The sequence below is a fragment of the Hahella sp. HN01 genome (assembly GCF_018986435.1).
Taxonomy (GTDB): domain Bacteria; phylum Pseudomonadota; class Gammaproteobacteria; order Pseudomonadales; family Oleiphilaceae; genus Hahella.
In genome coordinates this window covers 1-14,047 of record NZ_JAHMIN010000043.1, presented here as the reverse complement: position 1 = coordinate 14,047, position 14,047 = coordinate 1, and the positions used below count along the sequence as shown (strand labels likewise).

Genomic DNA, 14,047 nt, shown 5'->3' with positions numbered 1-14,047 from the left:
GTGAAGTGGTTAATACGAGCATTTTGTTTGTTAAGCGTGCTGGCGCTGCCTAACCTGGTACTTGCCGAGAGCCTGTTTGATGAGGCCAGCTTTCGGCCTTTGACGTCAGATAAGAAGGCATATCGGGTAGGCGATAACCTGACGGTTCTGATTGTAGAAGTATCTAAAGCCGGTGCGAGCAGCGACTCGAAGGTTAATCAGTCACTAGAGGCTTCCGGTTCATTTGGGCAAACCAATCGTACGGAAGTGGGCAGCCTTGAACTTGGACTAGGTAGAAACAGCGGCGCCAGCACGCAACGTGAAGGTGAGTTGCGAGCCCGCGTCAGTGTTGATGTTATCGATAAGGACGATGTGGGCAGACTGCTGATCTCTGGCGAGCAGAAAATTACGGTTAACGGCGAAAAACAGACGATTAAGTTAACTGGTTGGGTAAGGGAAGAGGACATCACAGCGCAAAACACGATTCTCTCAACCAGAATTTCCGACGCGCAAATCGAATACAACGGAAAAGGCATCTTGGGAGATTCCGATGATAGAGGCTTTATTCACTGGTTCCTTACCAAGGTGGGCTTGATATGAGTCGCGTTATTAGACGACTTTATTGGTCGCTGGCGTTGATATGTTTTGTCGTAGCCCAAACTGCCAGCGCCTCATCTGTGCGCCTGAAAGAGTTGGCTCGAATCGAAGGCGTGAGAGAAAACTCATTGTTTGGTTATGGACTGGTCGTCGGACTGGCGGGCACGGGKGATACTCACAGAAGTAAGGCGACCTTGCAAAGTATCGCAAATACCCTTCAACAATTTGGCATTAGTCTGGATTCTGACGAAATCGCCAGCCGCAACGTGGCGGCGGTGACATTGACGGCCAAGTTACCGCCGTTTGCAAACAGTGGCGATATGATCGACGTGAATGTTTCGTCCATGGGGGACGCCAGAAGTCTGGTTGGTGGAACACTGTTGCTGGCTCCGCTAAAAGCGGTGAATGGTAAGATTTATGCGGTTGCGCAAGGTCAGGTTTCTGTAGGTGGCTTTAGTTATGATCTGAATGGCAATGTAGTACAGAAGAACCACCCTACCGTTGGCGTTATTCCTTCTGGCGCTTCGGTTGAGAGAGGACTCTCGACCGACTTGGTCGGGGAGGATGGGTATATCAATGTCATATTGAATCAACCGGATTTTACAACTGCCAGCCGTATCAAGAACGCCATTAATAAGACTTTAGGTTCTGGAAAAGCGAGGGCCGTTCACGCTGGTAAGGTCTCGGTTTTGGCCCCGGTTGGCGAATATGATCTCGTTGACTACTTGACCCGGATTGAGAATGCGGTCATTGAGCCTGACCGAGTCGCCACGGTGGTGGTCAACGAACGTACAGGGACTGTAGTGGCGGGCGGCGATGTCACCATCGACAACGTCACTATTTCCCACGGCAATATCAAAGTGGTGATTTCCACGGATTACCAAGTGTCTCAGCCAATATTTGTAAGAGAAACTGGTAGAGGGGTTTCGACAGTAGTCACTCCGGATACATCAATTGACGTTGAAGAGTCCGTTGCAGAGCCTGTTCGCTTATCTTCCGGGGCCTCGATTGCAGATCTGGTGACGGCGTTGCGGCAGATAAAGACCAGTACTCGAGACGTCATTACGATACTGCAACTGATAAAAACGGCAGGCGCACTCCATGCGCAGCTAGTCATTCAATAAAGCGGCGCAGCTGCGAAGAACTCGAAAGCGTAGTCATATATGGAATTTTTAACTTCAGTTACATCGACACTCTTGAATAAATCGTTAGATGCGGCGCAGCTACAGCAGCGTTTAATCGCCCAAAACGTGGCTAATGCGTCGACAGAAGGCTATAGAGCCATGTCTCTTAACTTTAAGGCCGCTCTGCAACATATCGACGCAGTCGCCAACAGCAGCTTGAATGATGCGGACAAGGTTGACCGCATTAACAACGTGAATTTCAACCAGTTCGTCTCTCTGGAAGAAACGGCGGCGAAAGTTGAGCTGGATGAGCAAATCCTGGCGCTGAATAAAAATGTCATCAATTACCAGGCGCTGCTAACCGCTAAATCGAAGTTAGGCGGAATTATGAAACTGGCTATTAATGGGGGACGTTAATCATGGATTACTTGCAAGTTTTTGACATTAGCGGCTCTGGACTTGATTTCCAAAAGCTCCGGCTGCAAGCGGTTGCGACGAACCTGGCCAATGTGTATTCCACTACGTCGAAGGCCGGCGCTTCCTTTAAGCCTCTTATGGCCGTCGCGACGGCTGAGCAGACTGGCGGCGCTCTGCGAGGGGTCGGAGATATGCAGTTGGTGGAAAGAGACGTTGAGCCTCGCTTGAAATACGACCCTGCGCACCCTCATGCGAATGCCGAGGGGTATGTGGAAATGCCCGCGATTAATCCAGTCGATGAAATGACCTCAATGATGCTGGCTACCCGTGCATATGAAGCCAATATCAGCGTCATGAGCGCAGCGAAAACGATGGCGTTGAAAGCACTGGAAATAGGAAGTTAAAGAATGACAGTTGAAGCAATATTGGGTGTCGGCGCAATTGGGGAAAGCTCGCTTCTTCAAAAATCCGCCAAGACGAGCGGTGTTTCTTTTGCTGACTGGCTTGGCGGTGAAGTCCAGCAGGTTAACCAACAGATAGCCGCCGCTGACAGCGCTGCAAGATCTTTGGCTACTGGAGATGCCGAAAATCTGCATCAGGTAATGATAGCTTTAGATAAAGCGCAGCTATCCATGAGCCTGATGGTTGAAGTGAGAAATCGCCTTCTTGAGAGCTATCAAGAAGTGATGAGAATGTCTATTTAATTTAAAGGTAGTAACAGATGGCGGGTTTTTGGTCAGAATGGTCCAGCGGCAGACGAGTGGCGTTTGTATTGGCTACATTAATTGTGGTCGGCGCTGGAGTGGCCTTATACATGATGTTGACCTCACATAATTATCAAGTTCTATATAAGGATTTGGACACGGAGCAGGCGGCCAAACTGACCGAGAAACTGGATGAGCTGAAAATCCCCTATCAACTCGGCGCCCAGGGCTCTCAGGTATTGGTGTCTCAAGATGATTTGTATAACGCCAAGCTTAAATTGGCGTCTTCAGGTTATGCCTTAAATGGCGGGGTTGGCTTTGAGCTATTTGATGAAGCGGATTACGGTATGACGGAGTTCGCTCAGAAAATAAATTATCAACGCGCCCTGCAAGGTGAACTGGCCAGAACCATCATGTCATTTGATGAGATCAAGTTCGCTCGTGTTCACTTAGTATTGCCAGAGTCTTCTTTATTCAAAAAGGATACTAAGCAGCCAAAAGCTTCTGTGACGATAGTGATGGAAGAAGGCAAATATCTTTCAGTGGATCAGATTAATGGCATTCAGAATCTGGTCGCTGCGTCTGTAGAAGGGTTGAAGCCTGAGACAGTGACATTGCTGAACCACAAGGGCGTGGCGCTGACCCAGATGGAAACGGGTGACCAGGTAGCCGTGTCCGCCCAACTGAAAGGCAAAAGTGCGATGGAAGCGTTTCTGCAACACAAGGTCGGAGCGATTCTTAACCAGATTTTTGATGAAGGCGCGACGGCGGTTCGAGTTGACGTTGCGTTGAATCACAAACGTGTGGAAAGAGTTCGTGAAACCCTGGTTCCATTTGGTGGGACAGACAAAGGGGCGGTGATTAAATCCAGTGTTAATCGCCAGTACGACGTTCCAGAGCAAGAGGGCAGAAAGAAGTCCTCCTCGGTTGTCAGCTCTGATGTGAAAGAAGAAGAGTTTGCGTATGGCAAGCAGGTGGAAACGTTATCCGATGCAGGTGGCGACGTAGAGCGAATCACCGTCAGTGTTGTTATTCCCGCTAACGCCTCTGCTGAACAAACTGAAGCCGTTAAATCCTTGATTGCATCAGCGATAGGGCTGGATTTTGAACGGGGCGACCTAATCAATGTCGCAGCAATGGGCGTTGGCGGTCTGGAGCCGGTTCTTCAACCTGAGTCACCTGAAAAGGCTTCAATGGCGGTGGCTACTACTAAGCCAAATTTAGAGCAGGCGCCATGGGAAAATTTGAAATACCTGCAGCTAACTGTGGTGGCGTTGGTTGCTGTTGCCCTGCTTCTGCTTATTCTGTTGATGGCGTTTTCTGGACGCCGTAAGCCTAAGCTCAGCGCGGCAGAGAGAGAAGAGACTTTGGCGGAAATAAAAGCCTGGCTTAATTCGGTAGATCGTGTATGAACGGAGCTTCCCCCGAAAAGTTAATTGCTTTGCGTCTTATGGGGTTAGCCAGTTCCGACAGGAACTGGATATTGGCGCAACTCGGACCTGAGCAGAGGAAAAAAGCGCAAGCGGCGATTGAGCATCTTAAGCTGATGAAGCGCGCCCGACGCAAACTGGAATTTGACGATGTATACGCTGCGTTGTCGGAACAGGAAGAAAGCCAGGAGTTGTCAGGCGTAGAGGAAGCTATCAGCTCTGCGGAAGTTTCGACTTTCCTTAACTTGAGTCTACCTCTGCAGACTCTTGTCTATTGTGCGATGAACGAAATGCAGAGAGCGCATTTGGATAGCTTTCTAGATAAGAAAACCAAGCATCACCTTCAGCAAAAATCAGCCTCTTCGGGCCACCTGTCCGAACGGGTAAGGAGAGAGTTGATACGCCAGTTGTCAGCTGATGCGCCCTTAGCTCCAGAGGTGGCGAGCCGTGGATAAAATTTTACGCTCTTCGTCTGTCGCTGGCTCACGCCGGCTTTCTTATCGTGCGGAAAACGCCAAGGCGTCTGGTTCAGCTCCTCAGAAGACGGCTTTTACGGAACAAGCTTTTGAAGCCAGCGTTTCTACTCCGAACGAGGAGAGCATAGACGAAGCATTGGCGTCCGAGTCATCCAGGCAACTCGTTGCGATGCAGCGTAAGTTGGATGAAGTGTTACGAGAAAAAGAAGGTTTAGAGCGACGGCTTGCTGACTTTGAAAGCCAGTTAAAAGAAGCGACTCAAGAGACCTATGATGAAGCGAAAAAGAAGGGATATGAAGCCGGCGTCGAAGAAGGACGTACGCACAGTCAGAAGGAAATTGAAGAGGCTTTGGAGCAGTTCAGCGTTTTACTGAAGAATATTGAGACGCAGGCGGATACCGCCTTTAATCAGCTTGAATCCATTTCTACTGATGTTGGCTTTGCGGTGGTTTGTAAAATACTAGGAGAAAAGCTGGTCTCACGAGAGACAGTTTTGGCTTCTGTGAACGCCGTACTGGAAGCCATCCGTGATGCAGGCCACCTCAAAATATATTTGAGTCAGCGAGATTATGCGCTGTTAAGCCAAGTAGCGGATGGAGAGCTGGCGAGCGGCTCCGGCAAGGTAGAGCTTGTAATTGACTCAAGAATAAACATAGGCGGCTGTCGAGTAGAAGCCAACACGGGCTCTTGGGATGGTCGCCTAGAGTCGCAATTGAGAATTTTGCGACAAAAACTGGAAGAGTTCTCCGATAGTGAGAAAAGTTAGAGTGTTGTTGTGGTGGCCTCTTGAAAGATAACGCTATTTCTCGAATGATCGACGCCATCAAAGGGTGCGAGACTGTTCGTCGTATTGGGCGAGTGGAGCAGTTTTATGGCTCGGTATTGGAGTGCGCTGGCCCGGATGCTTTTCTGGGTGAAGTATGCGAGGTTTTTTCACCTGGTCAAATGACCTCAATTGCAGCAGAGGTCGTCGGATTTCGTCATGGCAGGGTTCTATTGATGCCCCTGGGGCGCGTAACAGGGATTCATGTGGGCAGTGAAGTCGTTGCGACAGGACTGCCGGCCAGCGTAACGGTCAGTGACAGTATGTTAGGCAGAGTGGTGAATGCTTTTGGCGCGCCTCTTGATGGCGGACTATTGTCTGGCGCCGGAAAGAGTTACCCGCTATATAAAGAGCCGATTAATCCCATGGAGCGAGCGCCTTGTGATGAGCCGTTAAGGATGGGGGTTAGGGTTATTGATGCATTCTGCGCAATGGCCAAAGGGCAGAGAGTGGGGATATTTGCAGGTAGCGGCGTTGGTAAAAGCACCTTATTGGGAATGATCGCCAAGCAATGTGATGCGGAAGTAAATGTCATCGCTATGATTGGCGAGCGAGGTAGAGAAGTCAGTGAGTTTATCCAGGACAACCTGGGCCCGAATGGTCTGAATAAAAGCGTTGTTGTTGCGGCTACAGCGGACGAGCCCGCCCTGGTGCGCGTTCATGCTGCATTTGTCGCTACAGCTATCGCCGAATATTTCAGGGATCAAGGCAAGCACGTCATGCTGTATATGGATTCCATTACCAGACTGGCGACAGCGCAACGTGAAATAGGGCTCGCAATTGGTGAGCCGCCAACCTCAAGGGGATATACGCCCTCGACATTCTCTTTGCTGCCAAGGCTGACGGAGCGTGCGGGAATATTCAAGAGTGGCGGCTCTATCTCTGCGTTGTATACAGTTTTGGTTGAAGGCGATGACTTCAATGAACCTGTCTCAGATACGGTTCGTTCTATCTTGGATGGTCATATTATGCTCAAGCGGAGCCTGGCTCATCAGGGGATATTTCCCGCTATCGATATTCGCGAAAGCATGAGTCGTCTTTTCCAGCGAGTGACAGGCAAAGAGCAGCAAGCGGCTGTAAGAGAATTGATCCGGCTCGAAAGTCTATATCAGGAATCCAAGGAACTGATTGAGTTGGGAGCATATAAACAAGGCGTAGATCCTGACATCGATTTGGCTATTCGGGTACATAAGTCTCTCAACAAGTTTATCTCTCAGTCTGAAGGCGAAAGTGGAGTTAGTAGGGACATCGTCGCCGCGCTAAAACAAGTTTTATCTGGAAAGTAATTGATTGGAGTTTTCCCGTTAGGCTAAGGGAATAATCGAGTGCGTTTATGAAAATGTCGAAGCGCGAGCGCGCAATCAGCATCGTCAATAACCAAAACAAACTGGAAACTATTCAGGTTCGCCGGGACTTTATCAAAATTGATAGTGTTTTGACTGAACTTGGCGACACCAGGGCGACATTGCTGGAACAGATCGATATACAAGAGTCCGAGTTCAGGGCGATGCAACAACCTGGGGCGCAGTTGGATCTCCACCGACTGAGTGAAATAGGCGGCTGGTTAAATTCGGCAGCTCAGGATTTGCAGATGCTAGAAAGGAGTATCAGCGAAGCGGAGTCCGCATTGCGGATACAGCTCGAAAAGCTGGCGCAACTGGAAGCGGCTCAAGAGGTCATTAAACAGAAAATGTTAGACGAGCGCAGTTCGAGATGGGCTGAACTGGAAAGTCAGACTGAGCGAGATTTATCTGAGCTGAGTAACGCTAAAAACCTGCGGTTCACGGAGCTGTCATATGGAGCTTAATGCTGGAGTCGTCGACAAACTCATCGGTGATTGGAAAGACAAGTCTGGAGCTACTGGACCAGGGATTAAAGCGAAATGGCTGTCTACACTGGAAGCGGACATTGACCTGACGCCTGGCGATGACTCTCCTGCTAAGCCGGGATTGGACGTGGATGCAAACATAGCCCCAACGGCAAATGAGTCTGCGCCGCCAACTTTAGGCTTGCTCCAGTCAGGCGTCGCGAATGAGGTGATTGTAAAAAGCTCTTTAGCAAGCAGTATTTCGCCTATCAATAACGTATCTATTGCGCCGCCAACTGTCGACAAGGGCGTTAAAGGGATCAATGCCAAGAGTGCGGATACGCTGGTGGGTATGAGGCAAACGTCGAGCCTGGATGAGCGGCAGAGCGTTGGCAAGAGTAATCGTTTAGTGACGACGCGCTCCACGGAGTACGTCTCTCAATTGTTGGGAGAGCTTTATCCCGCCACCAATATTCATATCACTAAAAACGGAGACAAGCTGGTGGTATGGATAAGGGATTATAAACAGCAGCACAAACAAGCGCTGTTGGACTTAAGCAAAGTGATTGTAGAGACGCTTGGATGCGATGAAGATCAGCTCAGCTTTATGTTTAACGGTAAACCGCTTCATGAAGACAAGGACAGCTTGTCAGCGGTGACGGCTAGAAACACTTTTAATCAGGAATAGGTTGTATGGCGATAGATTCTATAGCGCGAGTGAGCGCCGAAGCTGGCGGGTTAAAGCAGAACACGGTGGGAATCGAAGACTTCCTGCAAATATTCCTGACGCAGCTGACTTTTCAGGATCCATTGGAGCCAGTCGATAACAGAGAATTTATCGCGCAGCTGGCTCAGTTTTCTTCGTTGGAAACCGCGACCAGAACGAATGAGAACATCGAAGGTTTGCTGGATGTGCAGTCTGTGGCTCAAACCGTTGGCCTGATAGGAAAAACGGTGCAAGTAAATGATGAGCAGGGATTTGCTGTCGGCAAAGTTTCAACCATTACCTTTAATAATGGAAAGCCTGAAATAACAATGGTCCAGGAAGATGGGACGCCTATTGTAGGAATCAGTCCATCAAGAATTTCTCTGGTGCGCGAATAGGGAGGTGCGTTTATGAGCATGAGTTCAATATATTCCAGCTTGAGCGGGATGCTGGGCTTCTCGAAGGGGTTGGAAAACTCAAGCAACAATGTGTCAAACCTGAACACGCCAGGCTTCAAAGGGCGTGACGTATTTTTTCAGGAGCTAAATCCCTACAGTGACGGTCAGGGCTCTCATTATGACGGCGTTAAGGTAAATGGCAGCGGCGTACGATTCACTGCCGGCGACCTCACTACCACCGGCAATAATACTGACCTCGCCATTGATGGGGCGGGCTTTTTTATTTTACGCGGGGACGGTGAAAACCTGTACACCAGAGCAGGCCAGTTTCGTCTGGATAACGATGGTTATCTCGTTGACCAAAACTCCAATCGCAGAGTAGCTGCTTTAGGAGGGGGGAATAAGCTATCGGATCTGAACATAAAAGCGAATATGTTTACCGAAGCGTCCGCTACGACTAAGGCCACAATAAAAGGAAACATCGACGCGGGTACTTCGGAAGGGGGAACGGTTAACTCAAGTTCAGATTCTCCGCTAACTATTGATGTGATTGATAGTCAGGGCGTTAAGCGTACCGTTCGCGTTGCCTTCGTCAAGAAGTTTGGTTCGCAATGGGCGATGCAGCTGAAAGACCAGCAAGGTAATTTTGTCGCGCCTGAGACGATTGTCACTTTCAGCGCCGATGGCTCCATTCGTGCTGAAGACGCCAACCTGTCAATAGACTATCTGCCTTTTTCCGTATTGAGCGCGGAAAAAGCCAAGGAGGTTTTCAAGCAGGATGGTGAGTACGCCTTTACAGATGGCGACTTCACTTCTGCTCCCGCGTTGGCTTACAACCTGGACGATGAAGTTTTATTCATGGCCAGAAACAATGAAGGGGGCGAGTCGGACTATATTAATAGCGGCGAATTTGCCTTTGACGTTGATGGGAATTTAGTTGTCGCAGGTAGTGGTAAGAGAGTAGCCGGAGTTAACTCCGAGGGAGTCATTACGGACTTTAGCCTTAAAGATCTGAAAGAGAACCCTGCAAAGCCTACCGCTAAAGTGCAGGCGTTTGGCAACTTGAATCCCGAACTTGCTGATTTTGCGAAATTTCCGGCGGAAGGTGAGGACCCCATCTCCTTCGAAGTAATGCAAAGCAATGGAGAAAAGCTGCAGATCAACATGGAGTTTACTAAGCAAGCAGCGAACGTATGGAATGTAACGCTGAAAGATACAGCGGGCGAATTGGTGTCCGGCCCTTATTCGCTCAATTTTGACTCAAACGGAATTTTGGCGGCGGAAAGTAGAACTTTTTCTGCATCGATACCGGACAGTGACGATACGGCGCTTAGTGTGGAATTAAAGTTTTATGAGTCGGATAGTAAAGGCCTGACTCAAAAAGTCGATGCGACAGACGGGGTGTCGCCCACTGCTGACGGCAAAGAAAAAGGCATGTTAGAGAAGGTGACCTTCGACGAAAAAGGCGTAGCGCACCTTGCCTATTCAAATGGCAATACTGCTGAGGGGCCGAGAATCGCATTGGTTGATAGGGGAACAGAGGCCTCCGCCAATTTTGACTTATCCCTAAGCGGACTGACGTCTTTAAGTGGCGTCAACTCAGTTGAAGTTTCTGATGTTGATGGCTTTGAGGCAGGTCGGGTGACGGAGTTTTCGTTTCAAGAAGACGGCGTCATCGCATTCAAATATTCCAATGGCCAAGAAAAAACAGGGCCCCAGGTGGCTATGGCCAACTTCATGAATGTTAACGCCCTGACTTCGGAAGGCGGCTCACTATTTAGAGCAGGCGAAGACGCGGGTATTACCATCGGCGCAGCTAATGCCGGTGGATTTGGAAAAATAAAAGGCGAGAGTATTGAACTGTCAAATGTAGAGCTTTCCAGAGAGTTTGCGGAAATTATCATTATCCAGCGGGGATATCAGGCCAGCTCTCAGGTAATGAACGTTTCCAATGAGATGATAGAGAATTTATACAACAGCGTAAGGGGACGGTAATGCCGGTCAGGCCTTATAGCCTTTTGGGCGCCTCGTTATTGAAGCGTATTGAAGCGGAGGCGGCCGCATGCGCAGCAGCCTGGTATGGAGAATGGGTGGGAGAGGACGCTGCTGTCAGCATAAGTCTGGCGCAGAGTCAGGATATCGACAGTCAATTGCTTCAGCGGGCGGCATCAGTGGGCGCGCAGGCATTGAGCGCGCCGGGTGTATTTGTGTTGCGAGCCGACCATAGTGAATGGTCTTCTCTACTACTGAAAGAAAAGTTGGCTGACGAAGATGTCAGTCATCAGTTGGTTTCCAGGCTCATCAAGCAAGCAATGAGTGAGCTGGCTGAGTCATGGGGACTGGCTGATCAAGTGGAGACTGAACTGTCAGAGTATGTCAGAGAGTACGCGTCAGGCTGGCTTCAAGTCACGATGACTTGGCCCGCCGCATCTGTGGTCCTGCTATGGTCCCCACAGGTCATTGAAAAGCACTTTTCTGCTGAGGTGAGTGGGAATAATCGTCCCCAAAGCGCTCCAGAACCGTTGTTGAGTTCCTGTGGGGCCTTGGCGGCAAAGCTGTCTGTCCGTTTGAGTCCGGTGGAACTGACCGTGCAAGAAGTGACAAGTCTGCAGGTGGGCGATGTTATTAAATTGGATCATAAACTGACTGAACCTGCGTTAGTGTTTACTCAGGACGACGCTTTGCGCTTTCGGGCCAGCCTGGGTGAGAGTGAAGGGGTTAAGTCAGTTAAGCTATTGAATATTAAAGGTTGATATCGATGTCTCAAGAAAAAGACGTGAAAGAAACTAATACTGACGCGCTTGTGGAAGAGGTAATACTGGAGCCAATGAAATCAGGTGAGACAGGTACGAAGCTTAAAAGCGATCCGCTGGATTTGGTAAAAAACGTGAAGGTGACGCTGGATGTGTATCTCGGTGACGCCAATCTGACCGTTGCTGAACTGACGGCGCTGACGAATGAGTCTGTTGTAAAAATGAATAAGCAACTGAATGATCCGATCGAGCTGCTACTGGATGGAAAAGTCGTCGCGCGTGGAAAACTGGTGGCGGTTGATGATGTATTCGGTATTCAAATCACTGAGACAAGTCGTTAAAAATGAGACGGTTGATTCCTGCCTGTTATCTTTCTGTGGCGGCGTTGATACCCCCAGTGGCTATAGGGGCGACAAGCGGAGAGGCTGAGAGTCAGCAAGTCGCGCCGTCCTTAACCCAGGTGGAAACAGAGTCTGCAGTAGCAGGCGAAAAGCCAACTCCCAATACGGAGCCGTCTCGGGTAGCAAAAGACAATCAGGCAGGAATTGAAGCGGTTCCTCTCAATGAGTTGCCGTTCAAAGACAAGGGCGGTCAACCTGCCCATGAGTTTAGCGGCGTCTATACGCTACTGCTTTTTATTCTTGTTTTACTCGCCCTGGCGCTATGGGGTGTGCGTCGTTTTCTTGCAAAAAAAGGCGCGATCCCTGTTCAGGCTGGGCAGATACGGTATATCGAAACTAAACGTTTAAATGCTAAAACTCAGGCCTACTTGGTGGAAGTTGAAGGACGAAAAGTGCTGATTGTTGATAACGGACAAAGCGTTGCAATGCAGACGTTGAGCCTGGCTGCAACGAGCGAAGAAAAAAGTGAGCATGGTAGTGATTAGGTATTTATTGCCTTTATTGGGATTACTTCTATTCCCATCATTGAGCTGGGCGGACGCGTCTACGGCTTCATTTGGCGTTGACTTATCCGGACTGGATAAGTCATCTCCTGACGAAGTCGCCAGCGCGCTACAAGTGCTGGCGGTACTGACCATATTAAGTCTGGCGCCTGCGCTGCTTATCGCCCTGACGTCGTTTACTCGCATCGTTATTGTCCTGTCCATGCTGCGCTACGCATTTGGCATGCAGCAAACACCGCCTAACACGGTCATTATTGCGCTTGCTCTATTTCTGACTCTTTTTACGATGACGCCTGTGTTTAACAAAATTGATCAACAGGCGGTGCAGCCCTATTTGGCTGGAGAGCTCGTTTTTACGGAAGCCGTGAACGCAGGTTTGGCGCCAATGCGGGAATTTATGGTCAGACAAACCCGAGAAAAGGATCTTGCGCTTGTTATTGAAATGGCGGGAGAAGAGTCGCCGGAAACATTGAATGATATTTCCAATACGTCGCTTATAACGGCGTTTATGCTGAGTGAACTGCAAACGGCTTTTCAAATTGGCTTTGTCATTTTTTTACCGTTTTTATTGATTGATCTGGTTTCAGCCAGTGTGCTGATGTCAATGGGGATGATAATGGTGCCGCCATTGACGATATCTCTACCAGTCAAAATTCTGATGTTTGTGCTTATTGAAGGATGGACTCTGGTGGCTCAGGCATTAGTTGGAAGTTTTAATTAAGGAGTCTGATATGAGTGACTTAATGGATAATCTGGATTCAGAGGAGCTCTTTTATCTTGGCTTGCAGGCCAGTGGTAAAGGCGATCATGAAAAGGCCATTCTGTTTTTCAAACGGTCTATTTCATTGGACTGTAATGCTAAAAATACCTACTTGTTAGCGGCGGAGTACGCGGAAATAGGTATGTACGAGCGGGCATATGAAACAATGCAAAAAGCGGTGGATCTGGACCCGCAGCTTTGGACCGCCCACTTTCAGGCGGGGCTGATTAAGTTTTCGGTAGGAGATACGGAAACTGCTCGGGAAGCTTGGTCAAAATTGGATGCGCTGCCAGAGAGTAGCCCGTTACGGATATTTAAGAACGGTATCATTAAGTGTCTGGATGGCGACCTTGAGAGTGGCGAAGCTTCGATTCTGCAAGGCTTGGAGGCTAATAACTCCAATCCTGCTCTCAATGAGGATATGAAGAGGCTGCTTGAGCTTCTAAAAGCAAATCATGGAGAACAATCACCGCAACCTACTCATAAAGATGAGAGTGCGACAGCGGACGATAGTCTCAATCACTTATTTTTGTCGGCGTATAAGAACAAAACTAAACAATAATGTTGCTTTGTACGCTCGGACATAAGTATTGCAGTTCGGCGCAGTTCTCTGCGCCTCTGTTGGTTTTTATTTTGGGTTTAGGCCGCTGACGACAGACGCAAAGTCTGCCGTCAGTGGCTTTTTTATGCGTTAAAAAAGTCAGTCGGAAGTATTTAGGAGTCATCAAATGGTTGCGGTTGTATCAGGGGAAGGTCTGGGATTATTTGGCGCGGCCTTGTCAGGCGCGGGCGCGGGACTGTCGCAAGCGGGCGTGGGCCAGGGCGGCGAGCGGGTCTACGTCAATGCGGCCACGGGCAACCTGGTGCTGCAGCGCCGCGATGAGCTGCTGTTAGGCGCGGGGCGCGACGCCAGCCTGATCCGCACTTATAACAGCCAGGGCCGCTTCACCGACGACAACGGCGACAACTTCTACTTCAGCTTCAACCAGCGCCTGGAATTCAACGGCGGTACCCTGAACAAAGCCGGCAGCGTGATCACCCGGATCGCCGGCGACGGCAGCCGCACGGATTATCGTTATGACGAGAGTCGGGGATTGTACGTCTCCAGCGTCGGTGAAGGCGCTCACGACACTTTGGAATTCCGTGGCGGAACCGGCGCTGACGCGTTC

At 49.5% G+C, this 14,047-nt stretch carries 19 protein-coding genes; all 19 read left to right on the top strand.

Annotated elements, in window-relative coordinates; all coding sequences use genetic code 11:
• Complete coding sequence (locus tag KP814_RS27985) at positions 1-579, top strand: flagellar basal body L-ring protein FlgH (protein ID WP_216739852.1); 579 nt, start codon at positions 1-3, stop codon at positions 577-579.
• Complete coding sequence (locus KP814_RS27980) at positions 576-1,700, top strand: flagellar basal body P-ring protein FlgI (protein ID WP_216739851.1); 1,125 nt, start codon at positions 576-578, stop codon at positions 1,698-1,700. The genes KP814_RS27985 and KP814_RS27980 overlap by 4 nt, the downstream gene beginning before the upstream one ends.
• Before the next feature lie 72 nt (positions 1,701-1,772).
• Entirely contained in the window at positions 1,773-2,117 is a 345-nt protein-coding gene (locus KP814_RS27975; protein ID WP_253938690.1) for a flagellar basal body protein, read from the top strand.
• A gap of 2 nt (positions 2,118-2,119) precedes the next feature.
• A complete protein-coding gene (flgC, locus tag KP814_RS27970) occupies positions 2,120-2,521 on the top strand; it encodes a flagellar basal body rod protein FlgC (protein WP_216739849.1) in 402 nt (133 codons plus the stop codon).
• A gap of 3 nt (positions 2,522-2,524) precedes the next feature.
• Positions 2,525-2,821 (top strand): flagellar hook-basal body complex protein FliE, encoded by a 297-nt coding sequence (gene fliE / locus KP814_RS27965; RefSeq protein ID WP_216739848.1) that lies wholly within the window; start codon positions 2,525-2,527, stop codon positions 2,819-2,821.
• Between the two features lie 17 nt (positions 2,822-2,838).
• Positions 2,839-4,233, top strand: coding sequence for a flagellar basal-body MS-ring/collar protein FliF (gene fliF / locus KP814_RS27960; RefSeq protein WP_216739847.1), 1,395 nt, complete (start codon positions 2,839-2,841; stop codon positions 4,231-4,233).
• Positions 4,230-4,706 (top strand): hypothetical protein, encoded by a 477-nt coding sequence (locus KP814_RS27955; protein ID WP_216739846.1) that lies wholly within the window; start codon positions 4,230-4,232, stop codon positions 4,704-4,706. Before fliF ends, KP814_RS27955 begins: the two co-directional genes overlap by 4 nt.
• Positions 4,699-5,493 carry a FliH/SctL family protein gene (locus tag KP814_RS27950; RefSeq protein ID WP_216739845.1) on the top strand — a complete coding sequence of 265 codons (795 nt, stop codon included), beginning with the start codon at positions 4,699-4,701 and terminating at the stop codon, positions 5,491-5,493. Before KP814_RS27955 ends, KP814_RS27950 begins: the two co-directional genes overlap by 8 nt.
• 20 nt (positions 5,494-5,513) lie before the next feature.
• Positions 5,514-6,836, top strand: a complete 1,323-nt coding sequence (locus tag KP814_RS27945) for a FliI/YscN family ATPase (RefSeq protein WP_253938689.1) — start codon at positions 5,514-5,516, stop codon at positions 6,834-6,836.
• Positions 6,837-6,883: 47 nt separating this feature from the next.
• Complete coding sequence (locus KP814_RS27940) at positions 6,884-7,357, top strand: hypothetical protein (protein ID WP_216739844.1); 474 nt, start codon at positions 6,884-6,886, stop codon at positions 7,355-7,357.
• Positions 7,347-8,045 carry a hypothetical protein gene (locus KP814_RS27935; protein ID WP_216739843.1) on the top strand — a complete coding sequence of 233 codons (699 nt, stop codon included), beginning with the start codon at positions 7,347-7,349 and terminating at the stop codon, positions 8,043-8,045. Before KP814_RS27940 ends, KP814_RS27935 begins: the two co-directional genes overlap by 11 nt.
• A 5-nt stretch (positions 8,046-8,050) precedes the next feature.
• Positions 8,051-8,461, top strand: coding sequence for a flagellar hook capping FlgD N-terminal domain-containing protein (locus tag KP814_RS27930; RefSeq protein WP_216739842.1), 411 nt, complete (start codon positions 8,051-8,053; stop codon positions 8,459-8,461).
• A 12-nt stretch (positions 8,462-8,473) separates the two neighbouring features.
• Positions 8,474-10,456: a flagellar basal-body rod protein FlgF gene (gene flgF, locus KP814_RS27925; protein ID WP_216739841.1), complete on the top strand. Its 1,983-nt coding sequence runs from the start codon at positions 8,474-8,476 to the stop codon at positions 10,454-10,456.
• Positions 10,456-11,214 (top strand): flagellar motor switch protein FliM, encoded by a 759-nt coding sequence (locus KP814_RS27920; RefSeq protein ID WP_216739840.1) that lies wholly within the window; start codon positions 10,456-10,458, stop codon positions 11,212-11,214. Before flgF ends, KP814_RS27920 begins: the two co-directional genes overlap by 1 nt.
• Before the next feature lie 5 nt (positions 11,215-11,219).
• Positions 11,220-11,555, top strand: a complete 336-nt coding sequence (locus tag KP814_RS27915) for a FliM/FliN family flagellar motor switch protein (RefSeq protein ID WP_216739839.1) — start codon at positions 11,220-11,222, stop codon at positions 11,553-11,555.
• 2 nt (positions 11,556-11,557) lie between these two features.
• Positions 11,558-12,100, top strand: coding sequence for a flagellar biosynthetic protein FliO (locus tag KP814_RS27910; protein WP_216739838.1), 543 nt, complete (start codon positions 11,558-11,560; stop codon positions 12,098-12,100).
• Positions 12,087-12,839: a flagellar type III secretion system pore protein FliP gene (fliP, locus tag KP814_RS27905; protein WP_253938688.1), complete on the top strand. Its 753-nt coding sequence runs from the start codon at positions 12,087-12,089 to the stop codon at positions 12,837-12,839. The genes KP814_RS27910 and fliP overlap by 14 nt, the downstream gene beginning before the upstream one ends.
• Before the next feature lie 10 nt (positions 12,840-12,849).
• Positions 12,850-13,440, top strand: a complete 591-nt coding sequence (locus tag KP814_RS27900) for a hypothetical protein (protein WP_216739837.1) — start codon at positions 12,850-12,852, stop codon at positions 13,438-13,440.
• A gap of 166 nt (positions 13,441-13,606) precedes the next feature.
• The coding region (locus KP814_RS27895; RefSeq protein ID WP_216739836.1) for a DUF6531 domain-containing protein at positions 13,607-14,047 on the top strand (441 nt) is incomplete at its 3' end.

Coding starts and splice junctions, on each gene's coding strand:
- KP814_RS27900 (WP_216739837.1), top strand. CDS start 12,850: ATGAGTGACTTAATGGATAATCTGGATTCAGAGGAGCTCTTTTATCTT.
- KP814_RS27915 (WP_216739839.1), top strand. CDS start 11,220: ATGTCTCAAGAAAAAGACGTGAAAGAAACTAATACTGACGCGCTTGTG.
- fliP (WP_253938688.1), top strand. CDS start 12,087: ATGGTAGTGATTAGGTATTTATTGCCTTTATTGGGATTACTTCTATTC.
- fliE (WP_216739848.1), top strand. CDS start 2,525: ATGACAGTTGAAGCAATATTGGGTGTCGGCGCAATTGGGGAAAGCTCG.
- fliF (WP_216739847.1), top strand. CDS start 2,839: ATGGCGGGTTTTTGGTCAGAATGGTCCAGCGGCAGACGAGTGGCGTTT.
- KP814_RS27955 (WP_216739846.1), top strand. CDS start 4,230: ATGAACGGAGCTTCCCCCGAAAAGTTAATTGCTTTGCGTCTTATGGGG.
- KP814_RS27935 (WP_216739843.1), top strand. CDS start 7,347: ATGGAGCTTAATGCTGGAGTCGTCGACAAACTCATCGGTGATTGGAAA.
- KP814_RS27920 (WP_216739840.1), top strand. CDS start 10,456: ATGCCGGTCAGGCCTTATAGCCTTTTGGGCGCCTCGTTATTGAAGCGT.
- KP814_RS27910 (WP_216739838.1), top strand. CDS start 11,558: ATGAGACGGTTGATTCCTGCCTGTTATCTTTCTGTGGCGGCGTTGATA.
- flgC (WP_216739849.1), top strand. CDS start 2,120: ATGGATTACTTGCAAGTTTTTGACATTAGCGGCTCTGGACTTGATTTC.
- KP814_RS27940 (WP_216739844.1), top strand. CDS start 6,884: ATGAAAATGTCGAAGCGCGAGCGCGCAATCAGCATCGTCAATAACCAA.
- flgF (WP_216739841.1), top strand. CDS start 8,474: ATGAGCATGAGTTCAATATATTCCAGCTTGAGCGGGATGCTGGGCTTC.
- KP814_RS27930 (WP_216739842.1), top strand. CDS start 8,051: ATGGCGATAGATTCTATAGCGCGAGTGAGCGCCGAAGCTGGCGGGTTA.